A 23,271-nucleotide genomic window follows, 5' to 3' on the forward strand; every position below is an offset into this window, starting at 1 on the left:
GGGTCCGCCGGCCGCGGGCGGTCAGCCCGCCGCCCTGCCTGCGTGGCCGCGCGCGGCGGCGCGCTGGAGCAGGTTGATCGCGAGGAGGAGCGCGAAGGACGCCGCGAGGAGCATGACCGCGACCGCCGTCGCGTCGGCGTAGGTGCCAGTCTCGTTCACCTCGATCATCTTGATGATCACCTGGGACGCGATCTCGGTGTCGGGCCGATTGCCCGAGATGAAGATCACCGACCCGTACTCGCCGAGGCCGCGCGCGAGCGCCAGCGCGAACCCCGTGAGGAGCGCCGGCGCGAGCTCGGGCAGGACGACGGCGCGGAAGATCTGGAACCGGCCGGCGCCGAGCGTCGCCGCCGCCTCCTCGACGTCCCGGCTCAGGTCCTCGATCACCGGCTGCACCGTGCGCACGACGAACGGCAGCCCGACGAAGGCCATCGCGATCACCACCCCGAGCGGCGCCAGGGAGATCCTGTCGTACACCGTCCACTCGATCGGCCACTCGCGCCATCCGGGCCATCCGCCGCCGTGCGCGAACCCCCGCCACGCGGGCCATGGATACCGGAAACCCAGGCCGGAGAGCCACCCGCCGAGCAAACCGCTCTCGGCGTACAGCGTGGAGAGCGCGATGCCAGCCACGGCCGTGGGCAGCGCGAAGGGCAGGTCGATCACCGCGTCGATCACGCGCGCGAACGGGAACGTGTACCGGCCGAGCACCCACGCGATGAGCAGGCCGACGACGACGTTGAGGAGCGCGGCGACGAGCGAGGCGCCCAGCGTGAACCGCACGGCCGCGGCGACCCAGCCGCTCGTGATCACCCCGAAGAACCGTTCCCACCCGAGCTCCGCCGTCTTCAGGAACAGCGCGGAGAGCGGCAAGAGGACCACGAGGCTCAGGTAGAGCACCGTGACGCCCAGCGAGAGCGAGAGCCCAGGGAGCACGCGCGCGCCGCGCGACATCACTTCTTCCGCATCTTGTCGAGCTCGCCACCCTGGCTGAAGTGGACGTTCATCACGGTCGGCCAGTCGCTGAAATGGTCCTTGAACCGGAACAGCGAGAGCGGCCTGAGCCGCTCCGCGTGCTTCTTCGCGATCGCCTCGCTGTACGGGCGGTTGTAGCGCTTCGCGATGAGCTCCTGGCCCTCGTCGGAGAAGTGGAACTGGACGTACGCCTCGGCGACGTCCTTGACGCCGTGCCGCTCGGCGACCTTGTCGACGACCGCGAGGGGGACCTCGATCGTGATCGAGTCCGAGGGGACGACGACCTCGAACTTGTCGGCCGTGGCCGGATCGGCCGCGATCTGGAGGATCTCGTTCTCCCAGCCGAAGAGGACGTCGCCCGTGCTCTGTACGATGAAGCGGGTCGACGAGCCGCGCATGGCCGGGTCGAGGATGGCGTCGTCATAGACCTTCGCCGTGAACTCGCGCGCCGCGGCCTCCGCGTCCGTCCGGCCCTCGGCCTTCGCCTTGCGCTCGGCGTGCGCCCAGGTCGACAGGTAGATCCACCGCGCCCCGCCGCCGGTCTTCGGATCCGGGCACAGCGCCACGACCTCGGGTCGCGCGAGGTCCTCCCAGCCCTTCACCTGCTTGGGGTTGCCCTTGCGGACCAGGAAGATGACTGCAGACGTATACGGCACCGAGCCGTTCGGCAGGCGCTCCCGCCAGGTCGCGGGGAGCAGCCCCGCCTTGGAGATGGTGTCGATGTCGAAGTCGACCGACAGAGCCGCGACGTCCGTCTCCTTGCCGGCCGCGATGTCGCGCGCCTGCTTGCCCGACGGACCGTGATCGGTCTCCACGTCGACGTCCCTGCCGGTCTTCTGCTTGTACCACCGCTCGAACGCCGGATTGAGCTCCTGGTAGAGCTCGCGGGTGGGATCATAGGACGCGACCGAGAGCTTCGCGACCCGGCCTTCCGCGCTCGCGTCCGTCGCCGTCGCCGTCGTCTTCTCCTCGCACCCCGCGGCGGCCAGGAGCAGGGTACCCAGCGCGAGCGCAGAACGGAGCAGGCCTGTCTTCATCGATCGTCGCCTCCGTGGGGGGAAGGGCGGCCACTCTACCGCCGAACAAGGCGCCTGTCGCGACGAGAGCTCCCGCGCGATCCAGGCGCGGGCGACAGCCCCCGGGCGCTCCCCCTCGTCGATCCACAGCGATTTCCACCCACCTCTGCCACGTGCAGAGCGGCGGTCACCCGCACAGGAGACGGGCCCAGATCGGCGTTTTCGGCGCGCAAGCGCACTCCGGTGCGCTGAGCACCGAAAACGCCGAGGTGGGCCCGTATCCGAAGCGGGTGACCGTCGCTCTAGGCGGCTGCGTTCCCGCGGCCGGCTGCGCCGCTGCCCCCTTCGTTGAGCTTCGCTTCGTGCTTTGCGACCCACTTGCGGAGCCGCTGCGACAGAGGTGACCGTCCGTTTTCGTAGTTGGCGACCGAGCTGCGCGCGAGGCCGAGCTTTTCGCCGAGCTCGGCCTGCGAGAGCCCGAGCTTCTCGCGAAGCACCTTCAGCGTCGTCGAGCTCGCCGCCGCTTGCGCGCGCGCCGGTGCGCTCGGAGGGGTGGGCGGCACGGCCTCGACCGCGCGCCCAGCCCGCTGTGCGCGCTCGACCGCTGCCGGCTGCGACTCGGTGCGGGTGCGCTGCGGCTCGGTGCGGGCGCTTTCCGAGGCGGTACGCCGAGCGACGGGCGCTCGGACGCTGCTCGTGCTCCCCGCGAGCTTCTCGCCGCAAAACGGGCAGAAGTCGAACGCGAGGACCTTGCCCGAGTCGGTGCGGAATTCGACTCCCTGGATCGACGCTGGAATCCCTTGCGCGCGGCGCTCTTCGCTCGCCCACCCGTACACGAGCGAGAGCCCGCGCTCCTCTTGATTCACCGGTAGACCGGTCTGACTCATCCGAAGGCAGACCGTCCTGCCGTCGCGCGTGCACTGTCGTCCGATCATGGGCATCGTCATCTCCTCTTTTTCGTGCGGGCGCAGGCGTACCCGGTCGAACTTTTGCGCAGTACTGCTCACCTGTCAAGGTGGACACACGCCAGGTCGAACTTTTGCGCGATACTGTGCATTTGTCAAGGTAGATAAACGCGAAGCCTGGGCGAGGAAGAGGCGATGATGTAGGGATCGTCGACGAGCTCGTCCCCGCCCTTTTCACGTTTCAGCTTCAGCGTGGAACCCGCGCGTGGAGTCTCCACGTGCCCTCGCGCTCCTGGGGAGCTTGCAGCCGATGAGCCCCGTCAACGTTTACCACTGCCAGCGATGCATCGCGCCGCTGGAGGTCCCGCCGGGCAGCCGCACGATCGTGTGCCGTTACTGCGGAACACACAACGAGCTGCAGCGCCCAGGCCCGTCCGGGGCCGCGCCTCGCCCCGCTGCGGCGCCTCGCCCCGCTCCGACGCCGAGACGCACGCTCGCAGCGATCCTCATCGGGGTCGCCGTCGCCGTCGCCATGCTCGTGAGCATCGCCATGATCGCCCCGCGGGGCGCACGGGTCCCCGGAGCGTTCCGCGGCCCGCTCGATCTTGAGTGGGCGAACGAGCGCAAATTCGTCGTCAAGTCCGACGAAGCGCTCCACGGCGACATCGCCATCTTCGAGGGCACTTACCAGATCACCTTCCACGGCTTCCCGGAAGGCACCAGGTGGAAGGTCGCGGAGAAGAGCGGGCGCATCGAGAGCGCTATCTATGACATCATCAAGCTCGACAATGTCGAGGGCCAGCTCGGGAGAGTTCCAGTCGCCAGGTACCGCGATCACCTGCTAGGGCCCAAGGCGAAGCTCGAGCTCGAGCTCCCCTCCGGACAGGCAGCTTCCATCGAGCTGCGCCAGGTCGACGCCGCCATGTCCGTCCTGTCGGTGCTCGATCGGGTCAAGAATGGTCCGGTCCTCTTCGAAGGCGAGCCGAAGCAGGAGAGCGATCAGAGCAGCGTGCTCCTCCTGGAGACGGCTTCCATGAAGCTCTTCGGCCAGGCGGTCCTGCTGCAAGACGTCGATCAGGTGGCGTTCACGCGCCGGCTCCCGGAGATCAAGGGCCGAAAGACGTGCACCGGGTACAAGGACCGAGCGGGCAAGCCGCTCCCTGACCTGACGATCCGGTTCAAGGAGACGGAGACCACCGTGCTCGATAGGCGGACCGGGGCCGTCGTACAGAAGAATGTCTTTCCGCCGGATGAAGAGTGCCCGATGTTCAGGTTTTCGATTGGCGACGATCGCGAGCGAGAGCAAGACAGCTACCCGCCGACGCGGGACATCGAGTCATGGCTGAGCGCCTTGGTCCAGCGTTAGGCGACCGAGACGACGAGCCATGTACCGCGCCGGCGACGTGCCGAGCGCCTTGCGGAACATGGTGACGAAACTGCTCGCGCTCTCGTAGCCGAGGTCGCTCGCGACGCTCTGCACGCTCGCCCCGCGCGAGAGCCGCTGGAGGGCCAGAACGATGTGGAGCTGCTGGCGCCAGCGACCGAAGCTGAGACCGGTCTCCCGGACGAGCAGCCGGTTGAGGGTCCGTTCGCCGACGCCGATCCGGCGGGCCCACGCCCCCATCGTCGCGCCGTCGGCGGGGTTGGTCGCCATCGCATCGACCAGCTTTCGGAGGCGCGGGTCGGCCGGCATCGGCAGGCGATGTTTCTCGATCGTCGCCGCCGCCAGCTCGTCGAACAGGACGGCCACGAGCCGCGCATCCGGCCCGTCGAGGTCGTACAGCGCGGGGCGCGCCGCGAGACGGAAGAGCAGCTCGCGAAAGAGCGACGTGACCGAGACGGCGCAGCACTCGGCCGGCAGGTTCGGAGCCGCGTCCGGCTCCATGAAGACGCCGTAGCCCTCGAGCGGCGCGCGCCCTCGTATCTTGTGGAGCACTCCGCCGGGGATCCACAGCGCCGAACGCGGTGGGACGATCCACAGCGCGTTCGACGCCTCGCACGTGACCTCGCCGCGCTCGAGGAAGAACAGCTGTGACTCGCGATGGCTGTGGAACTCGCTCTCCAACCCGCCGGTGACCATGCTCAGGCCAATGGCGTTGGCGGGCCGGCCGAACGTGCTTCGCCACTGGCCACGATCCTCGCGCGCGAAGCGACGCGAGAGCGACTCCATCGCCTCGGCCGCCGATGCGCGTGGCTCGTTTGCGATCTGGACGTCGCCATGAAAGGTCCACCCGGGGGAAGCGATCGACGACGACGCGGGCGGGGCCGACGACCCTTTCGTGGCGCCGGCGGAGGGCGATGCCGATACCGGCGATGCCGTGGATGACACGGACGACGCGGGGCGCTTCCTTCGCTTCGAACCCATGGCCGGATTGCGAAACAAAATGTCCTCATTTCGGAATGCGGTCAAGGTCGCCGCCGTCGAGCCGCCGTTGCCGCGTGATGGCACACGCCACGAAAGGGAAGGCGGACCCCTCGGCGATCCGAGCGTTGCTCGCTTCCTCGCATCGAGCCCCTTTGCCGTCGTCTCGTCGTGGGACGCTGCGGGCTCGGCGACAAGGCACCTCGCGCTGAACGAGAGCGGCGGCGCGAAGGCGAAGATGATTCGCCTCCTCGGCAGCGGCGCCGGCGCATTCCCGAGGCTCCTGCGCTGGCTCATCGACCGCGGTTACCGCAAGGGGCTGACGGACGAGGGCTACGACGGCCGCGCGACGAGGGCGAACAACGCGGACAGCCAGCTCGAAGGGCGCCTGCGATGACGATCGGCCCGGACAGCGAAGCGATCCGGTTCAATCCACGCGAACCACGGCGACCTGCGCTATCTTGCCGGGGGGCTCGACGTCGACGGTGACGAAATGGCGCCCGATGCCGTCGAGCCGCTCGGGGATCGCGCCGCCGCCGCCCGAGATGTACGCAGGGATCCCCGCGTTCTCGAACGCATAGAACGAGTGGATGTGGCCGTAGAACGTGAGATCCACGCGCCCGTCCGCGAGCATCGTGAGGAGCTTGTTCGCCTCGGCGCGGCTCGCGAATGCGCCGTTGCGGGAGCCCACCGGGTCGAGGGGCGCGAGGTGCATCGTGACCACGTGCAGGAGATCCTGCCCCTCGGTGAGCCAGCCGTCGAGCCACCCATAGGCGAGCGGATCGATCGTCGCGCTCGCCGAGTCGAGCATCGTGAACTGCACACCCCGGAACACGAAGCGGTAATTCCCCCGGCCAAACCACTCGTGGTAGAGGTCGTCCCGCGTGCCGAGCTCGTGGTTGCCGAGCGTCGCATAGCAGGGAAAACGGAGCGTCTTCATCTCGCGCTGGAATCGCTCGAGCTGCTCGGGCGAGCCCCGCGACGTGAGATCGCCGCTGATGAGCGCGAAGCGGATGCCCTCCGCCTCGTTCATCCTCGCGTAGATGTCCTGAACGCGGTCGATGTCCTCCTGGACGTCGGCGAACACCGCGAACCGCCACGGCTCGCGCCGCGCCGCGTCCGGCGGGCCCAGCGAGAGGGTCGCCTCGGCGCCGGGCGGCAGGGAGAGGCGGAAGGTGCGCTGGGTCGGAAACGGCGCCTCGACAAGCTCCACGGGCACACGCTCGTCCCCGACGCGCGCCGAGAGCTCGGCGTCGGCGAGCATGTTCTCGATCGTGATCTTCCACGGCCCGCCCGCCTCGTCGGTGAGGCGGATCGAGAGCGCGGGCGCGCTCGCCCAGAGCGCGAGCTCGCCCGCGTCGAGGCGGCGGATCGCCGCGAGCCCCTCGTCCACGGCGACACGCGCCTTTCCCCGTGAGGCCTTTCCCACCTCCAGGTCGCGGCGCGCGCGGCCCTCGGCCACGTCCAGGCAGGACAGGGCGAGCGGCGCAGTGAGGGCGATCAGCGCGAGGAGAGCGTCTCTCAGGATCATGGCGAGTCTCCGGGGCGGAAGAGCAGCGCGAGGCGCCCGACGTACGCGGAGCCCGCCTTCGCGTCGGCGAGCACGCCCCAGCGGGGCGAGGCATAGAGCCGGCCCTCCAGGCCGAAATGGCCCGGGACGCCGCTGCCGAGGCCGGGGAGCTTCGCGCCGCCGACAACCCCGTCGTGCCGGTGATCGTAAACCACCTTGGCCTCGCCGCGCGGATACCCCGCGTGCCCGAGGTACGCGCCGAAGGCGAAGTAGGGAATCAAGAGCTCGTTCCCCTCGAGCGGGCGGCGGCCGTGGCGGTAGCCCTCGACCGCGATCCCCCAGCCCATCTCCGCGAACGAGCCCCGCAGCGTGCGCCCGAGGTGGGCGAGATCGAGCCGGCCCTTGAGGGCGACCTCGCCGGTGGTGATCGAGAAGTCGTCGGAGGTATAGCGGTGATGGGTGAGCGCGGCCTCGATCTCGAGGAAGGAGCCGTCCGCCGCGCGCGGGCCGTCCGGCGTGCCGGGGCCGATGAAGCGATGCGCGGCCTCGGCGCGGAGGCGCGCATTGTCGTCGTTCAGGGCAAACCAGCCGGAGCCCGAGAGGCGGAGCGAGCTCAGGCGCAGATCCATGCCTGGCACGAGGAACGTGCGGTAGGCGAACGTGGGGTCGTGGACGTAGGCGAATCCGAGCTGCGTCTCGACCCAGGGCAGCGACGAAGGAGGGCTGCCGGTGCCGCCCTCCGGGGCGAGCACGCCATAGAGGTCCGCCAGAAGGGAGATCCCGAACAGGCCCACGCCCGTCACGGTGGTGAGCACGATCGGCGCGATGACGCGCCGCGAGGCCCCGGAGGCCGCCGCGCCCGCGAGCCCGCCCACGGCAAGGCCGGCCCCCGCGCCCTCGAGCGCCAGGAGGGTCCAGCCCGTGCGCGGCTCACCCAGGATCAGGTGCCCGGTGCCGTGTGCGATACCCCCGGGGAACACCGCGCCAGCCGCCGCGACGGCGCGGCGCCCGGTGGAGACATCCTTCGTCGGCGGCGCCGCGGTCGCTTTCGCCTCGCCTGGCGCGGCCATGGCCGGGGGGATTGGCGCGGCATCACCCGCCTTGACCTGGGCGGGCGCGACCACGAGGAGGAGCACCAGGGTGAGGACGTGGCCTGTGGTGCGCGGGGGCCTCAGCATCGAGCTCTGCGTGGCAGGCGCCTACCGTGGCACGGCCATGCCGGCTTTGCACGCGTCGAGAGCATCCGCCCCTGCCTCCTCGGCCATCAGTCCTGAAGAGCTCGCGGCGACCGACGGCTCGTCGATCACCTCGAGATGACCTTCGTTCACGTCGCGCCGGAGTCGACGTGGCCGACCGGGCAGCTCCTCGGCACAGGGGGCCCGTGACGCTGTAGCCGGCGCCGCAGGTCGGATAGTGTTGTTCGGCAACCAAGGAGAAGCCGCGAAGATGATCCGACCCTCACGCGCCGCGTCGGCGGCCATGACAAGCCTGTTCCTGCTCCCGCTCGGAGCGTGCGTCGCGGAGTCGGGGGCTCGGCCTCCCGCCGCGGCCACGGCCCCATCACCCAGCCCAGAGCCCGCGGCCCCTGCGACGAGCCCCGCTCCAGCCACGAGCGCACCCGCGACAGCCGCCACCGCGCCGGCGACAGCCCCGCCCGGCCCGGCGGCCCCCGCGGTGGTGGATCTGGATGCGCTCTACAGCGAGGCGATCTTCAAGTCCGCCGTCGTCACGCCCGCTGCCACGCGCAAGCTCGTGCCGCTCAAGCCCGACGCGAACGGCACCTACACGGTGACCACCTGGGCCGGCTGCCGGGGCGACGGCGGACCGAACAAGTGCGGCGCCTACGTGGCGCAGCAGCCCGTGAACGTGAAGTGGGACGTGTGGGTCACGAGCAACGGCGAGCTCCAGAACAAGTGCAAGACGTGGACAGGCGATGTGGTGCTCCAGATCCACCAGGTCCTCGGCATGTCAGCCCCGCAGCCGCCGCTCCCCGCGGACACGATGGAGCGGCAGTTCGTCACGTTCTCGGGGGTGCCGGCCGCAAGCATCTTCCGCCCGTGCACGGACGCCCGCGTCGACACCGATTCCTGCAACGGGACGAAGCTGCCTGAAAAGCAGTCTGCACCGGCGCCGGCCGATTACTACAGGTGGTTCACGAACCATGCGATGTCGTCGTGGCAGGTGCCGGAGAAGGGTCAGACGCCCACAGGCTTCCCCTGGACCAGGCTGGGCTATTCGTACAACTGGGCGCCGGGCGCGGACATCTACGGGGCGTCCGAGTACGTCATCTCCGGCGGCGCGAAGGCGGTGAAGGTCACCGTCGCCGCCGTCCAGACGGCCAAAGATTTCTGCAAGCCTTGAGCAGCGGGCTATGCCTGTAGCCCCGGGGCGTCCTTGCCTGTCTTGTCGGGCACGAGATAGATGCCAGGCAGGCTTATCAGGGTCATGGCGAATTTGGTCGCCAGATTGATGGCGAAGATCTCCCGGATCACATCGAACGGCAGGACAAATGCAAAGGCACCGAAGCAAAACAGCAGGTTGTCGACCGGAACGCTGACCGCGTTGCTCGCAAGGACCGCGAGCCACTGGCGCCTGGGGCCCGCCTTTCTCAGGTAGGCCTCGCGAACCCGGTGGAAAATTTCGGTGTCCAGCAGCTCGCTCACGACCTCCGCGACGATGCTTGCGAACACGATTCGCCACACCGGACTCAGGATCGCCGAGAACTGTTCGCCGAGACCCCAGGACGGGTCAGACGGCACCTGTGCGGCCCAGAGGAGATAGAGGGCCATCAGGAGATTGACCCCGCCGGCGCAAAGGATCAGCGTCTGGGCGCCGCGCTTGCCGATGGTCTTGTGGACCATGTCCCGCAAGGTGAAGGTAAGGGGATAGATGAAGGTCCCCATATCGACGGCCAACGAGAAGACGACGCCGATCTTGAGGCTTGCGATCTGACTGATGAGCTGCGCCGCGATATAGAGCGAGATGACGATAATGGCCGCCGGCTTGACGGCGTTCGTCAGATCTTGGCTCGCGCTCTTGGACGACAATTCGGACATGAGAATCGCCTCGTTTTTTAAGGAGGGCGCGGGGACCGCCGCAGTTGTGAGCCCGGGTGCCCAGGGCAGCGAGACATCCTGGTCTACAAACAAGACACAAGTCGACGAGATATAGAAATACGCCTGAAGATCTGCGCAAATCGAGCCGAATCCAGAATTCAATCACTCGAATCTGGACAATTCAGAGCAGAATCGAGAATTACCTCAGACAACTGGACAACCCGCCCAGAATCCAGAAAAACCGCTCAGAGTTCAAGCGAATCGCGGGCCGCACCTCGCCGAGAAGCCGCTCCGCTCTGCGCTTGACCTCGACGTCGGACGGTCGCCGGCCCTCTCTCCTACCCCAGCAGCGACGCCGCCACCCTCGGCGCCTCCCGCGCGGAGCACCCCATCCAGCCCGAGAGCCGCTCCGCCGGCTCGCCGCTCGCGAGCGCCCGGAGCACCCGCTCCGCCACGTCCGCGCGGAGCGCCCGCGTCCCGAACACCGGGTAGCCGATCGCCGCGTACGCCCTTGGATCCACGCCCCGCGCGACCGCCATCGACACCGCGCCGGGCGCTGGGCACGCGGGCACCCGGTCGCGATCGAACCAGGCGGCGCACAGCGCGAGGCGGCGCTCCAGCGCGCCGCGCCGGAGCAGCGGCTGCACGTAGAGCACGCGCTCGCCCACCTCGATGCCGTGCGCCGCGAGCAGCGCCCGGCCCTCCGGCGCGAGCTCCGCGACCTGCTCCTCCGCGTCCCGCGCCGCCGCCGTCCCGAGCCCCTGCTCCAGCTGGTAGACGATCCCGCGCGCCGCGCCCGGGAGCGCGCGCACCTCGGGCGAGCGCAGCGGCGCGAGCAGCTGCTCGACGAGATCGCGCGCGAACGCCACGAGCCGCCGGAGCACGCGCGACCGCGCCCCCGCGCCGAGGTCCTCGAGCGCGGCGAGCCTCACGTCGGGCAGGAGCAGCGTCGGGCCGCGCGCGAGCTGCCCGAGCAGCTGCTCGCCGTCGAAGATCCGCCCGCCCACGTCGACCGAGAACCGCTCGTGCGGCGCCCCCACGAGCGCCTCGACCCAGCGCGCCCGGTCGTCCTCGGGCGCCGGCGCCGCGGGCCCCGGCGCGAGCCTGGCCCGGAGCGCCGCGATCGGCGCGAACGGGTGCCCCTCCGGCAACGCCGGCGGCTCGGCCTCGACCCGGCGTGCGCCCGAGGACGACCGCGCGCCCGGCGCCGCCCGCGCGCCCGGCGCCGCCCGCGCGCTCGACGCCGCCCGCGCACGGCGCGCCGCGCCGCCGCCCCGCTCGACGAAGCGCTGCACCAGCCGCTCGTGGAGCGCGTCGCTCAGGCGATCCTCGATCGCCCGCGTGCGCTCCTGCCACGCCGCCGCGTCGCGGACCCAGCGCGCGTGGTTCGAGATGTACGTCCACGTCCTGATCGACGCGATCCGCGTGATCAGCGTGTCGATGTCGCCGCCCACCTCGTCGATCTCGGTCACCCGGGCGGCCATCCAGCCGGCGTCGAGCGCCGCGCTCGGGCCGGAGAGCTGCCCGTAGATCTCGGCGAGGAGCGCGACGTGCGACTCGAACAGGAGCTTGCGGAAGTCGGGGATGCGGCAGACCTCCCAGAGCAACCCAACCGCCTCTTCACCCCGCGCGCGCGCTCGCACCTCCGGGTCCTCGGCGAGCCTCGCCAGCGCGGCCGTGTCCTCCGCGTCGTCGACGAGCCTCAGCGAGCGGGCGCGCGGGCGCGCCCGGAGCGACGCGAGGAGCGCGTCGATCGAGCTCATGTCGAGCTCGCTGCTCCGCCAGAGCAGCCTCCGCACCGGGGGGAAGCGGTGCGCCTCGATCGCGGCGGCCACGCCGTCGGGGAGCGAGAGCGGCGCGACGGTGCCGAAGGTCCCATCCGCGAGGTGCCTGCCCGCGCGGCCGGCGATCTGCGCGAGCTCGGCGGGGTCGAGGTCGCGCACGGCGCGCCCGTCGAACTTGCGGAGCGCCGCGAACGCGACGTGGCGCACGTCGAGGTTGAGCCCCATGCCGATCGCGTCGGTGGCGACGAGGTAGTCGACCTCGCCCGACTGGAAGAGGGCGACCTGCGCGTTGCGGGTGCGGGGCGAGAGCGCGCCGAGCACCACGGCCGCGCCGCCCCGCTGCGCGCGCAGCCGCTCGGCGATCTCGTAGACCTGCGGGGTCGAGAACGCGACGACGGCGCTGCGCGGCGGCAGGCGTGAGAGCTTGCCGGCCCCGGCGCTCGCGAGCCGCGAGAGGCGCGGGTGCTGGACGATGCTGGCGGTCGGCACGAGCTCGGCCATGAGCGGCCGCATCGTGTCGGCGCCGAGGAACCAGGTCTCGCGCCGGCCGCGCGAGAGGAGCAGGCGCTCGGTGAACACGTGGCCGCGCTGGTCGTGCGCGGCGAGCTGGATCTCGTCGATGGCCAGGAAGTCGACCTCCAGATCGACCGGCATCGCCTCGACGGTGCACACCCAGTAGTCCGGCCGCCTCGGGACGCGCTTCTCCTCGCCGGTCACGAGCGCGACGCGGGCCTCGCCGACCCGGGTGGTCACCCGGTCGTAGACCTCGCGCGCGAGCAGCCGCAGCGGCAGGCCGATCATGCCCGAGTCGTGGGAGAGCATGCGCTCGATGGCGCGGTGGGTCTTGCCGGTGTTGGTCGGGCCCAGGACGGCCGTGATGGGGGAAGCGTCGACCATGGCGCACGCAGCTTAGTACCGGACGCCGCGAAGACGGCCCCGCGCGATGCGCCGAGGGCGTGCGCTTCGGATCCTTGCCGCTGGGCGGGCTCTTCCTGGGCCTCGCCGATGGCCCTACGGGCCCTGCGGAGCCCGAGCAGCGGAGCCCGACGCGCGCCGGGGAGGCACCCGTGGGGCCATCTCGGCGAACGACGGATCTGTCTCAGCGCGCCGTCGGGTCCGCGAGCCAGGCGGCGAGCGCATCAGGCGGGAGTGCCAGCTTGGCATCGTCAAGGCGATCGGCGCCCAGGCGCTCGAACCGTTCAGCCAACACGGAGTGCTCCATGTCGGTCAGCGGTCGGCCCAGCTTCTTCTCGAACTGCCTCACCAGCACCCGGAGCTGCCCCTCCTGGAGGCCCTCCTTGCGCCCCTCCTGGAGGCCCTCCTTGCGCCCCTCTTGGAGACCCTCCTTGCGCCCCTCTTGGAGACCCTCCTTGCGCCCCTCTTGGAGACCCTCCCTCCGCGCCTCGTCGCGGAGGGATTGCTTGAGCTGCTCGAACCACTGCTGAACTTCCGTCACGATCTCCTCCTCTTCCGCGTCTTCCGCGGTGCGCGCCGAGGGCTCTGGAGCTGCTTGCGGACGCAGCCGCGCAGCTCGGCCGGACCGGGGGTGTCGTGGAAGGGCTCGAACTGGCAGGGCTCTGCCGCGAGTTCGCCGAGCAGGCCGAGCTCTGCGCGCAACGCGGCGCGGGCGGGATCGGGCACGTACCCAATGTCCATGGTCTGGGAAGTTGCGATGACCTCGACCTGAGTGTCGGCGCCGCCGACGAGACCGAGGGTCTCGCTCAGGACGCTCTTGCCGAAGGCGTCGAATCTGCTGCGCATTGATGCGGTGACGAAGATGGGATTCATCGGATGCGCCAGCAAGCCAATTTTCGCGCGAGGCGTGCTGTTTTTACGAAGCGACGGAGAGCGGCGCCGCGTATGGAGAGGAGAAGAATCTGTCTATTACATGCGTACATACGCCGCATCGACGTCGTTCAGAAATCGCATCTTCAGCGCTGTACCGTCATGGCGTTGGGGGAGCGAATCGATGGATAGGAGAGTGGTAGTTCGTCGGGCGGATGTTCGGGGTGTGCGTGCGCGTACCGCGGGAGAAGCGCGAAGGACGCGGCGGTCGAAGGCGTGGGCCTCGACGCTGAAGATCGAGCTCCTGCGCACGCAGCGCGCTGGCCCGTGTCACGGACGAGCACGGCAGCTCGCCCCTATCTCTGGGCTGCATCGACGTCAGCGATCGGCGGGGCCCCGAGCGCCTGGATAGCCGGAAAATTTCACCAGCATTGCGTGCGCGGGAGCGGAGCCCTGGGCCCACTGGGCGGGAGCAGCTCCTCCCTCTTCAGCGACATCCTTCAGCGACATCGACCCCTCGCCTCGATGCGGCTGAGCACCGACGGGGTCGGGGGAGCAGCTTGCCGATGCGGGGGAGGAGAAGATGCGACAGCTGGCTGCTCACGCTCGACCTTCGTCGCGTCGCCGCGCCCGTGGCATGATGGGGCGAGATGCCGGCCGCTGTAAGAAGCACGACATGGGGCCCCGCCTCTGCTAGACCGCGGAGGCCCGAACGGAAGGACGCTGGGACGCGGAAGGCTCGATCGCATGCTGTCGCTTGAAGCGGGGAGCGTCGTCGGTGGGAAGTATCGCCTGGAGCGGCCGCTGTCGGGCGGCGCCATGGGCTTCCTCTGGGTGGCGCGGCACCTCCAGCTCGACGTCGAGGTCGCGCTCAAGTTCATGATGCCGCAGCACGCCGACTCCCCCGTCGCGCGCGCGCGGTTCGAGCGGGAGGCGAAGGCCTCGGCCCAGCTCCGGACGCCCAACGTGGTCCACGTCTACGACTACGGCCTCGAGGGCGACACGCCTTACCTCGCCATGGAGCTGCTCGAGGGCGAGGATCTGGCGGCGTACCTCGCGCGCCACGGGCGCCTCGAGCCGGAGGAGCTGCTCGGCATCGTGAGCCAGGTGTCCAAGGCGCTCCGCCGCGCGCACGAGGTGGGGCTCATCCACCGCGACCTCAAGCCGGCGAACATCTTCCTCGCGCGGCAGGGCGAGGAGATCGTCAAGATCCTCGACTTCGGGGTCGCCAAGGCGACCGGCACCGGGCTGGCCGCCGACGCGACGAAGACCGGCACGCTCATCGGCTCGCCGCACTACATGAGCCCCGAGCAGGTGCGCCGGAGCAAGACGATCGACTTCCGCAGCGATCTCTGGTCGCTCGGCGTGATCATCTTCCAGTGCCTCACGGGCCAGCTGCCGTTCCCCGGGGAGGAGCTCGGCGACGTGCTCGTGGAGATCTGCACGGGCGACATCCCGGTCGCCTCGCAGCTCGCGCCGAATATCTGGCCCGAGCTCGATCGTTTCCTGGAGCGCGCGCTCAAGCGCGAGCCCGCGGAGCGGTTCCAGAGCGCGAGCGAGCTCGCCCGCGCGTTCGCCGCGGCGGTGCAGCGCAGCGCCGCGGTGCCGGACTCGCGCGACTCGCTGGACTCGACCGAGGCGCTGGCTCACGGCGGCGCGCCGGCTCAGGGTGTCGCGCCAGCTCACGGCGTCGCGCCGGCTCACGGCGTCGCGCCGGCTCACGGCATCGCCCAGGCTCTCGGCGTCGCGCCGGCTCACGGCTATCCGCCGGTTCAAGGCATCGCGCCGGCCGGAGGTGGCACCGTGGCCCTGGACGACGCGGTGACCGCCGGCGGCTCGCTGGCGGCGGGCGGCACGGTCGTGGCGGACCCCACGCAGGTCCCGCGAGGCATGGGAGGCCCGGGCGACACGCTGGCCGCGGGCGGCACGCTGACCGCCAGCGGCACGCTGGAGGCCGTGGGAGGCGCGCTGTCCCCGCCCGTGGATCGTCGCGCCCCGTCGCGGGCGGTGCTCGCCGTGGCTGCCAGCGTGCTCGTGGTCGGCCTGGGGATCGCCGCCGTCGTCCTGCTTCGCTCGCCTGCTCCCGAGGTCACCGCTGCCCCTGCGGCGGCGCCTTCGCCCCACGCTCCGGAATCATCCGCACCGCCGACACGGGTGGAGGAGGTGCCTTCCCCGCCTCCCCCGGACGCGAGCGCCGTCCCTGCCGCGTCGGCTTCGTCAGCCCCGAGCAGCGCGGCCGACGCCCCGGCCGCCCCCCCACCTGGCGCCGCAAAGGCCACGCTCAGACCGACGCGCCCGCAGGCGCCTCCCCCGGCCAGGCGGCCCTCTCAGGGTGCGCCCTCCAGCAAGGGCGCTTCCGAGAAGGATCCGACCTTCGGCTTCTGAACCAGCCTCAGCCTCCGCTCAGAGGTCCGCGGTCGTCAGCCAGTGGGGGTTCTTCGTGGTGCCGTCGAAGCGCTCCGTGGTCTTGAACTGCTCGTGTTCCCCTCTGGCCCCGAGCTCGGCGGTGCGCGCGAGGATCGCCGAGACGCGCTCGTTGCCGAGCGGCTGGAACGTGTAAGCCGCCTTGAGCGCCTGCTTGAGGACACCCAGGCTGTCGCAGCCGGTGATGACCACCGACGTCGGCAAGCTCATGGGATAGTGCAGGCAGGTTACCGGCGAGACCACGCCTGTCTTCGCGATCTCCCCGCCGGCGAACGGCTTCATCCCCAGCACCCCGATGCCCTGCTGCGTCAGCACCGGGAGCACCGCCTTTTCAAAGCTCCGGTAATGGGGATCCAGGACGTTGAGAGGCATCTGCACGGTGTCGAGCGGGACGCCCTGCCGCTCGGCCATCTTCAGCATGGCGAGGTGGATGTCCGGGTCCTTGTGCCCCGTGAAGCCGATGAACCGGATCTTGCCAGCCTTCTTCGCGGCCACGAGCGCCTCCATCGCGCCGCCGGGTCCGTAGATCTGCTCGGGATCGCCCATCCGGATGATCTCGTGCATCTGCACGAGATCGATGACGTCGGTGCGCAGCCGCCGGAGCGACTGCTCGAGCTGCGCCTCGGCGGTCGCCCGGGTGCGGCCGTCGAGCTTGGTCATCAGGAAGACCTTGCTGCGGTATCCGTCCTGAAGCGCCTTGCCCATGCGCTCCTCGCTCTTGCCGTCGTGGTAATCCCAGCAGTTGTCGAGGAAGCTGACCCCGTGATCGATCGCGAAGCGAACGAGCCGGATGCTCTCCTGCTCGTCCTTGGGGACCGCGATGTGGTAGCCGCCGAGGCCGAGGAGGCTGACCTTCACGCCGGTCCGCCCGAGAGTCCTCGTCGGCATCACGCCGCCCGCCGGCAGCGCGACGTCCTCTTCCTCTGGCGCCCCGGAGGAAGGCCCCTCGGGAGGCTCCGAAGAGCCCGCGGATGTAGCGTTTTGCCGCAGCTGCGCGCTCCCCGCACACGCGCCGAGCGCGAGGCTGGCACCCGCGGCGTGGAGGAAGGTCCGCCGAGAAGGTCGCTTCGTCATGACAGGGCAACGCTCCTTTTCAGGGCGAAGCCCGACTGCAGGGGACGTGCCATGCGAAAGGCACGAGCGTGGCGCGCTGCGCCAGCGACCGCCCCCCAGCAGTCACCGACGCGGTCGTGAACGTGGTGCCCCCCTGGGTGTAGAGGAGCTCACGGCCGCCCGAGACGAGGCTGGGCGTGAGCAGCCGGGGTGGATGATCGCAAGGCGGTCAGCGCGGCCTGGTAGACGGTCTGGAAGCGAGCCTGCTCGGGCGCGAGCTCGGCGGCGCGTTTCAGCGGCTCGATCGCTTGGTCTTTGTGGCCTTGCCGGACCAGGGCGAGGCCCAGCGAGTGGAGCAGCTCGGCCTGCTCGGGAAGTTGGGTGATGCCGCGCCGAAGCAGCGCGACGCCGTCCGCGTCGCGGCCGAGCTCGCGATAGAGGTCGGCGAGGTTCACGTACGTGGGGACGTAGCCGGGCTCGATGCGAAGCGCGGCGAGGTAGGCGTGCTCGGCGCCGCGCGGCTCGCCCGTGCGGGTGAAGATGAGGCCCAGGTTGTTCTGGGCCTCGACGCGATCGGCGTGGTGGGTTTGCGTGGCGATGTACTCGCGCAACGCCCCGTCCAGCTCCCGCGCGGCGCGCTCGGGCAAGGCGCGAAGGTCGACGCCTGCAAGCACGCGCGCGGCTTCGATGCGCACACCGCGTACGGGATCGGCGAGGAGCGGCGCGGCGACGGCCGCGGCGCGACGAGGGTCGTAGCCCTCCAGCGCGCTGAGCGCAGCGCGCCGTACCAACGGGTCGGGATCGGCGAGCGCCGCACCGAGGACGGCGAGCGACGCGGCCGTCGGGGCGGCGCGCAGCGAGGCGAGCGCGGTGGCGCGCACGATGGCGGGGAGGGCGCGGTCGGCCGCGAGCCGCTGGAGCTCAGCGGCGACGGCAGGGTCGCCGGGCGCGGTGCGCGCGAGAGCGAAGACCTCGGTGGTTGTCTGGTAGCCCTGCGCGGGGCGGCCGAGCCAGGCTCGCACGGCGTCGGCGGCCCAGCTCGCGGGCTTTTGCGCGTGGCAGTCGGTGCACGTGTTCGGGATCCCAAGGCGGACCGAGAGATCCGGCCGAGGCACCCGGAAGCCGTGATCGTGACGGACGTCGACGCCCATGTACGTGCGCGCCGGCATGTGGCAGTCGACGCAGCGCGGAGCGGCGGGCGCGCTGGGCGTGGCCGCGGCGTTCGCGGCGTTCGCGGCGGCGGCGTTCGCGGCGTGGTGGTGATGCGCGGGGACATCGAAGCGCGCCGGTTCGTGGCAGGACGCGCACATGCCGTTGCCCTCGGCGCGCAGACGGCCGGAGTGCGGCTCGTGGCAGTCGCTGCACGTCACACCGGCGTGCGCCATCTTGCTCTGCTGGAACGAGCCGTAGGTGAAGACCTCGTCGCTCATGACGCCGTCGGGCGTGTAGAAGGGCGCGGTCAGCAGCTCGAGCGCCACGCTGTCGAGCAGCGGGGCGCCGTGCCGGAACGGCTGCGAGAGCGTCTCGCGGCGGCTGTGGCAGAACGCGCACGTGGCGCTCTCGGTGCCGCTCGAGGGCCTCTTGCCACGCTGCGCGGTGCCGCTCGGCAGCCGTGTCCACGTGGCGTCCTGGCGCTCGTCGAAGCGCACGTCGAGGCCCTTCGAGGGGTCCGGCGTCCTCGCCCTGGTCCAGTCGAGGTGGCGCGCGCCGCCGCCGTGGCAGCCTTCGCACCCGACGCTGATCTCGGACCAGGTGGTGGTGAAGTGATCCGCGGCCGCGTCGTACCCTTTCGTGACGTGCGTCGAGTGGCACTCGGCGCACATGTGATTCCAGTTCTGGCTGGCGGCGGTCCAGTGCAGCACGTCGCCGGCGCGCACGTTGTCGCGCTCGTGCAGGTGATACCAGCGCTGCCCACCGCGTGCCTGGGGCCGCGCGTCCCACGCAAACGGCAGCGCCTGCAAGCGTCCACCCGGGCCGGCAACGAGGTACTGCTGGAGCGGCTCGACGCCGAAGGTGTACAGCACCTCGTAGCGGTGCAGCTGTCCATCCGCGCCGTCCGTGGTGACCCAGTATTTTCCGTCCTGGCGATCGAAGCGGTGGACCTGCCCGGCGTAACGCAGGCGCGCCCCCTCGAAGTTCCCGAGCACGGTGGCGGCGCTCGCGTGCTGCATGGCCCGCGCGTGCTGCGAGCCCTGCCAAGCGGCGTGCTCCTCGGCGTGGCACGGCGCGCAGCGATCGCTGCCGACGAAGCCGGCAGCTGCGCGCTCTGGCGAGCGCTCCGCCGGGCTGACCAGCGTTGCGACAGCCGACGAGGCCTCCGCGGCGTCGCCGTGCGCCGCCCCGGGTTTCGCCCCCGAAGCGCTCGCCGTGGAGGCGTCGGCTGGCGCGGGCGAGGACGCGCTCGTGGACGCGCGCCAGACCACGAGCCCGATAAGCGCCAGGGTCAGGGCAGCGATGGGCCACGAGCGAACGAGTCGGGGATCAGCCATGTGCGGAGCGGGGGCGAGCGCCGCCGCGAGGCGCGGGTCGTGCAGAGACGCCCGCGGCTCGCGCGCGGCAGGGTGCGCGTTTACTCGTTGAGGATGACTCCGCGGGCGGTGGCGTATTGCGCCCACGCGGCGGCGAGCTCGGCCGCCACGTCCGGATGAGCCGCGGAAACATCGTTGATCTCGCCGCGGTCGGTGGCCAGATCAAACAGGCTCCAGGCGCGCGGCGTCGGGCCATAGGGCGCGCTGAGCCACAAGAGCTTCCAGTTGTCGCGGATCACGTAGCGGTGGTTGCCGTGCTCCCAGATCAACGTCTCGCCGGGCGCGCGCAGGCCGGTCGCCCGATCTTCCAGCACCGGCAAGAGCGAGTGCCCGCTGATCGGCTCGACTTCCCTGCCCTTGTAGGCACGGCCCGGATCGGGCAAACCGGCCAGATCGAGCACGGTCGGCAGAAAATCGATCACGTGCGTGGTTCCGTCGAACTGCGGCCTGGCCTGGTGCTGTCCCGGCAGCCGTGCGATGGCCGGAACGGCGATGCCGCCTTCGGTCGTGTAGCTCTTCCACAGCCGGAACGGCGTGGCGCTCACCTCGGCCCAGCGGGGGCCGACGCCGATGTACGACCCCGGTCGGCCCAGGTTCTCGAGCGTGTTCACCACCGCCCCGGAGCGGCTCGGGTCGGTGGCGGCGAAGCCCTCGCGATTGCCACCTTCCGCGCCGTTGTCGGACTGGAAGAAGATGAAGGTGTTCTCGTACTCGCCGACCCGCTTGAGGTACTGGATCAGCCTGCCGATGTTGGCGTCGAGGTTCTCGACCATCGCGGCGTAGATCTCCATGCGCCGCGCTTCGTAGGTCCTCTCCTCCGGCGTCAGCTCTTCCCAGGTCTTCGGGTTGCTGTCGCCGCTCGGCAAGCGGGGATTCGGCGTGAACGATCGGGGGATGACGCCGCGGCTCTTGAGCCGCTCGAGGCGCCGCTCGCGGATGACGTCGTAGCCCGCGTCGTAGCGGCCGCGGTACCTGTCGATGTACTCTGGCGGCGCCTGAAGCGGCCAGTGCGGCGTGGTGTACGTCGCGAACGCGAAGAACGGCTTGTCGTCGGTGCGGTTGCTCTCGATGTACTGGATGAGCTTGTCCGTGTAGAACTCGGTCGCGTAGAAGTCGCGCGGCGGCTGCGTGTACACACCGTCCTCGCGATAAAGCTGCGCCTGCGCGGTCGTCGGTGTGTCGGCGAACTCGTTGAAGAACGTCGCCACGCCGGGGAGCAGGACGTACGATTTCTCGAAGCCGCGCGCCGGAGGGCTCTGATCCTCCGTGTCGCCGAGGTGCCACTTGCCGGCGATGTACGTATGGTAGCCGGCGTCTCTCAGGATCTCGGCGACGGACAGCGCGTTGTCGGTCAGGTAGCCCTCGTAGCCGGGCTGCCCTGCTTGCGGTCCAGTACCACCGCCCATGCGGCCCAGCCCGACAGAGTGGCTGTCGGTGCCCGAGACCAGCATCGCGCGGGTCGGCGCGCACAGCGATCCGGAGCGGTGCCCGGTGAGGATGCGGCCTTCGGCGGCGAGCGTATCGAGGTTCGGTGTGCTGATCTCGCCGCCGAACGCGCCGAGGTCCGAGAAGCCCAGATCGTCGGCCACGATCGTGACGATGTTCGGCAACTCGACGATCGTACCGCCGCCGCCCGTGCCGCCGGCGCCGCCATCTCCGCCGCCCGTGCCGCCGGCACCGCCATGTCCGCCGCCCGTGCCGCCGGCACCGCCGCCGCCACCCGTACCGCCGGCGCCGCCGCCGCCGCCCGAGCCCGCCGCACCGCCGCCGCCTTCGCCCGTCGCGCCAGCTTCACCCGAGTTGCCACCGCCGCCGGCACCGCTCGTGGCGCTGCCGGTGCCGCCCGTGGAACCGCCCGACCCGCTGCTCGAGCTGCCGGTCTGAGCGGCGCTGCCACCGCTGCCCGCGTCGTCGTCGCTCCCGCAACCGATCGGGCCGAGCAACGTCGCGAACAACCAGGGTCCGCTCGCGAGCGCCGAACCAATCCATCGATGACGTTCGAAGAACCGCTTCATACCTGTCTCCTTGGGAGTGCTGGAAGCGCCGCATGCCGGAGTCGAACGTCGTCGTGAGCGAGGCTCCGCCGTCCTCCAGAAGGGACGCCTCGGTTCGCGCACCGGCAAAAGCTCAGCCGGGCGCGCCACGAGAAGGGCGGGCTCTGACGGTGATGACCCGCGTGACTCGGCCGTCACGACGAGCCACGGCGCCGCACGTCACCGGGGACGCGGGGGCGCTGCTTCGCTGTTCTCCTCGCCGCAGCCCGCGCCGCGGCGCATGCGGCTAACTACAGCAAGAAGGACAAGCGCTCGTTCGACAGCACGCCCCCGAGCGAGCACCGAACGTCCGCATGGCTACGAGGCAAGGAAACATACTTCCGCTATAACGGACATCATGACGTTATACAAGACAATTCTCTCGCCGCGGAGCGGCGGTTCGTGGTCCTGCCAGAAAAGCCGGTCGATAACGGGCCATCGCCGGAAACAGCGTCGCGCGGGCGCCCGCTACCCGACCAAGGTCGGGTGTCGGTCGGCGCCGGGCACCCGTGGTGGTCGGGTAGACTCGGGTCATCCCGCAGGACGATCGACCTTCCACGATCGATGACCAAGGCAGTACCGACGCACGAGAATTCCGGTGGAGAGGGCTCCGGCGAGCCGATGCCCGTCGACGTGGTTCGTCTGGAGCCGCTCTGGGAGGGCGGCCTGGGGATGGGGCTGGCGATCAGCCGCTCGATCCTCGAGCGCCACGGCGGCCGGCTCTGGGCCCAGCCCAACGCGCCCGGCATCGGTGCTACCTTCGGCTCCTCGCTCACGGCGATCTCGCGCGACTTGCAGCGGAGCTCCGGATGAACGCGACCTCGACCCTCTCCTCCCCGGCCCCGAAGGTCTTCGTCGTCGACGACGACGCGTCGGTGCGCGCCAGCTTGAGTCGGCTCCTCGCGTCCGTCGACCTCGCGGTCGAGACCTTCCCGTGCGCCGAGAGCTTCCTGTCCGCCGATCACTCCGACGCGCGCGGCTGCGCGGTGCTCGACGTCAAGCTGCCGCAGCTCGACGGCCTCGAGCTGCAGCGTCGGCTTTCGGACGCCCGGGTCAACCTGCCGATCATCTTCCTCACCGGGCAGGGCGACATCCCGATGTCGGTTCGGGCGATGAAGGCGGGGGCGGTCGAGTTCATGACGAAGCCGTTCCGGCCGGCGGACCTGATCGCAGCCGTCCGCGAGGCGATCGAGCGCGACCGCGTGGCCCGGATCGAGCGCTGCGACCTGGCCGAGCTGACCAGCCGCTACGAGTCCTTGAGCGCCCGCGAGCGCGAGGTGATGCGCGGGGTGGTCGCCGGCCAGCTCAACAAGCAGATCGCGGCGGAGTTCGGCACGCGCGAGGCGACGGTGAAGGAGCAGCGGGCCAAGGTGATGGAGAAGATGCGGGCCGGCTCCGTCGCCGAGCTGGTGCGATTCGCCCTGCGCCTCGGCCACCTCGATGGAGCCGACGGAGGACGAGGGCGATGAACGAAGAACGGCTGATCGCGATCGTCGACGATGACGCGTCGCTGCGCCGCTCGCTCGGCAACCTGCTCAAGTCGACGGGCTTCAACGTCGAGACGTTCGCCTCCGCGGAGGCGTTCCTCGCCGCCGGCAAGATCGAGGCGATGGACGTCCTGGTCCTCGACGTCCGCATGCCGGGGATGAGCGGCGTCGACTTGCTCGTCGAGCTGACCCGCCGCGCGTCGCGGCTGCCGGTCATCGTCCTCACCGCCCACGGCGACGAAGATATGCGCGAGCAGTGCTTCCGCGCCGGCGCGGTGGCCTTCCTGACCAAGCCGTTCCAGCCCAAGGACCTGCTCGACGCGATCCATCGGATCACACGCGGCGACTGAGCC

The 23,271-nt window shown here is 70.5% G+C and carries 20 protein-coding genes; 7 read left to right on the forward strand and 13 right to left on the reverse strand.

Annotation, left to right across the window (positions count from 1 at the left end; all coding sequences use genetic code 11):
- Nucleotides 1-21: 21 nt before the first annotated feature.
- The 3 genes from WME79_RS42320 to WME79_RS42330 all read right to left on the reverse strand — a co-directional run bounded on the left by WME79_RS42320 (nt 22) and on the right by WME79_RS42330 (nt 2,926).
- Entirely contained in the window at nt 22-954 is a 933-nt protein-coding gene (locus WME79_RS42320; protein WP_437527048.1) for an ABC transporter permease subunit, read from the reverse strand.
- The gene (locus WME79_RS42325; protein WP_437527051.1) at nt 954-2,012 is read right to left on the reverse strand and encodes a sulfate ABC transporter substrate-binding protein; all 1,059 of its coding nucleotides are present in this window, start codon (nt 2,010-2,012) and stop codon (nt 954-956) included. Before WME79_RS42325 ends, WME79_RS42320 begins: the two co-directional genes overlap by 1 nt.
- A 281-nt stretch (nt 2,013-2,293) precedes the next feature.
- Complete coding sequence (locus WME79_RS42330) at nt 2,294-2,926, reverse strand: helix-turn-helix domain-containing protein (RefSeq protein ID WP_437527054.1); 633 nt, start codon at nt 2,924-2,926, stop codon at nt 2,294-2,296.
- Between the two features lie 235 nt (nt 2,927-3,161).
- Here WME79_RS42330 and WME79_RS42335 point away from each other — a divergent pair, with 235 nt between their 5' ends.
- The gene (locus WME79_RS42335) at nt 3,162-4,262 is read left to right on the forward strand and encodes a hypothetical protein (protein ID WP_437527057.1); all 1,101 of its coding nucleotides are present in this window, start codon (nt 3,162-3,164) and stop codon (nt 4,260-4,262) included.
- Here WME79_RS42335 and WME79_RS42340 read toward each other — a convergent pair.
- Nucleotides 4,233-5,066, reverse strand: coding sequence for an AraC family transcriptional regulator (locus WME79_RS42340; RefSeq protein ID WP_437527059.1), 834 nt, complete (start codon nt 5,064-5,066; stop codon nt 4,233-4,235). The genes WME79_RS42335 and WME79_RS42340 overlap by 30 nt on opposite strands.
- A 214-nt stretch (nt 5,067-5,280) precedes the next feature.
- On the opposite strand from WME79_RS42340, the gene WME79_RS42345 reads away from it, so the two are divergent.
- Nucleotides 5,281-5,655 carry a hypothetical protein gene (locus WME79_RS42345; protein ID WP_437527062.1) on the forward strand — a complete coding sequence of 125 codons (375 nt, stop codon included), beginning with the start codon at nt 5,281-5,283 and terminating at the stop codon, nt 5,653-5,655.
- A 30-nt stretch (nt 5,656-5,685) separates the two neighbouring features.
- Here WME79_RS42345 and WME79_RS42350 read toward each other — a convergent pair whose 3' ends face one another.
- Entirely contained in the window at nt 5,686-6,789 is a 1,104-nt protein-coding gene (locus WME79_RS42350; RefSeq protein WP_437527065.1) for a metallophosphoesterase family protein, read from the reverse strand.
- Complete coding sequence (locus WME79_RS42355) at nt 6,786-7,946, reverse strand: hypothetical protein (protein WP_437527068.1); 1,161 nt, start codon at nt 7,944-7,946, stop codon at nt 6,786-6,788. Before WME79_RS42355 ends, WME79_RS42350 begins: the two co-directional genes overlap by 4 nt.
- A gap of 268 nt (nt 7,947-8,214) precedes the next feature.
- Between WME79_RS42355 and WME79_RS42360 the strand changes: the two genes are divergently transcribed.
- Nucleotides 8,215-9,129: a hypothetical protein gene (locus tag WME79_RS42360; protein WP_437527071.1), complete on the forward strand. Its 915-nt coding sequence runs from the start codon at nt 8,215-8,217 to the stop codon at nt 9,127-9,129.
- A gap of 8 nt (nt 9,130-9,137) precedes the next feature.
- Here WME79_RS42360 and WME79_RS42365 read toward each other — a convergent pair whose 3' ends face one another.
- The 4 genes from WME79_RS42365 to WME79_RS42380 all read right to left on the reverse strand — a co-directional run bounded on the left by WME79_RS42365 (nt 9,138) and on the right by WME79_RS42380 (nt 13,396).
- Nucleotides 9,138-9,824, reverse strand: a complete 687-nt coding sequence (locus tag WME79_RS42365) for a queuosine precursor transporter (protein WP_437527074.1) — start codon at nt 9,822-9,824, stop codon at nt 9,138-9,140.
- A gap of 338 nt (nt 9,825-10,162) precedes the next feature.
- On the reverse strand, nt 10,163-12,505 hold the full coding sequence (locus tag WME79_RS42370; protein ID WP_437527077.1) for a helicase-related protein: 2,343 nt from the start codon (nt 12,503-12,505) through the stop codon (nt 10,163-10,165).
- A 202-nt stretch (nt 12,506-12,707) separates the two neighbouring features.
- Nucleotides 12,708-13,064 (reverse strand): hypothetical protein, encoded by a 357-nt coding sequence (locus WME79_RS42375; protein WP_437527080.1) that lies wholly within the window; start codon nt 13,062-13,064, stop codon nt 12,708-12,710.
- Complete coding sequence (locus WME79_RS42380) at nt 13,061-13,396, reverse strand: hypothetical protein (RefSeq protein ID WP_437527083.1); 336 nt, start codon at nt 13,394-13,396, stop codon at nt 13,061-13,063. Before WME79_RS42380 ends, WME79_RS42375 begins: the two co-directional genes overlap by 4 nt.
- A gap of 744 nt (nt 13,397-14,140) precedes the next feature.
- On the opposite strand from WME79_RS42380, the gene WME79_RS42385 reads away from it, so the two are divergent.
- Nucleotides 14,141-15,778 (forward strand): protein kinase domain-containing protein, encoded by a 1,638-nt coding sequence (locus WME79_RS42385; protein WP_437527085.1) that lies wholly within the window; start codon nt 14,141-14,143, stop codon nt 15,776-15,778.
- 18 nt (nt 15,779-15,796) lie between these two features.
- On the opposite strand, the gene WME79_RS42390 is transcribed toward WME79_RS42385, so the two are convergent.
- From WME79_RS42390 to WME79_RS42400, 3 genes are all read right to left on the reverse strand, one after another.
- Entirely contained in the window at nt 15,797-16,891 is a 1,095-nt protein-coding gene (locus WME79_RS42390; RefSeq protein ID WP_437527088.1) for an aldo/keto reductase, read from the reverse strand.
- Nucleotides 16,892-17,040: 149 nt separating this feature from the next.
- Nucleotides 17,041-19,359 (reverse strand): multiheme c-type cytochrome, encoded by a 2,319-nt coding sequence (locus WME79_RS42395; protein WP_437527091.1) that lies wholly within the window; start codon nt 19,357-19,359, stop codon nt 17,041-17,043.
- An 80-nt stretch (nt 19,360-19,439) separates the two neighbouring features.
- Complete coding sequence (locus WME79_RS42400; RefSeq protein ID WP_437527094.1) at nt 19,440-21,413, reverse strand: arylsulfatase; 1,974 nt, start codon at nt 21,411-21,413, stop codon at nt 19,440-19,442.
- 582 nt (nt 21,414-21,995) lie between these two features.
- On the opposite strand from WME79_RS42400, the gene WME79_RS42405 reads away from it, so the two are divergent.
- The 3 genes from WME79_RS42405 to WME79_RS42415 are packed head-to-tail and all read left to right on the forward strand — an operon-like array spanning nt 21,996 to nt 23,268.
- Nucleotides 21,996-22,244: a hypothetical protein gene (locus tag WME79_RS42405; protein ID WP_437527097.1), complete on the forward strand. Its 249-nt coding sequence runs from the start codon at nt 21,996-21,998 to the stop codon at nt 22,242-22,244.
- Nucleotides 22,241-22,900, forward strand: coding sequence for a response regulator transcription factor (locus tag WME79_RS42410; protein ID WP_437527099.1), 660 nt, complete (start codon nt 22,241-22,243; stop codon nt 22,898-22,900). Before WME79_RS42405 ends, WME79_RS42410 begins: the two co-directional genes overlap by 4 nt.
- On the forward strand, nt 22,897-23,268 hold the full coding sequence (locus WME79_RS42415) for a response regulator (protein WP_437527102.1): 372 nt from the start codon (nt 22,897-22,899) through the stop codon (nt 23,266-23,268). The genes WME79_RS42410 and WME79_RS42415 overlap by 4 nt, the downstream gene beginning before the upstream one ends.
- Nucleotides 23,269-23,271: the final 3 nt, after the last annotated feature.

Origin of the sequence: Sorangium sp. So ce726 (assembly GCF_051521405.1) — a bacterium.
GTDB lineage: Bacteria > Myxococcota_A > Polyangia > Polyangiales > Polyangiaceae > Sorangium.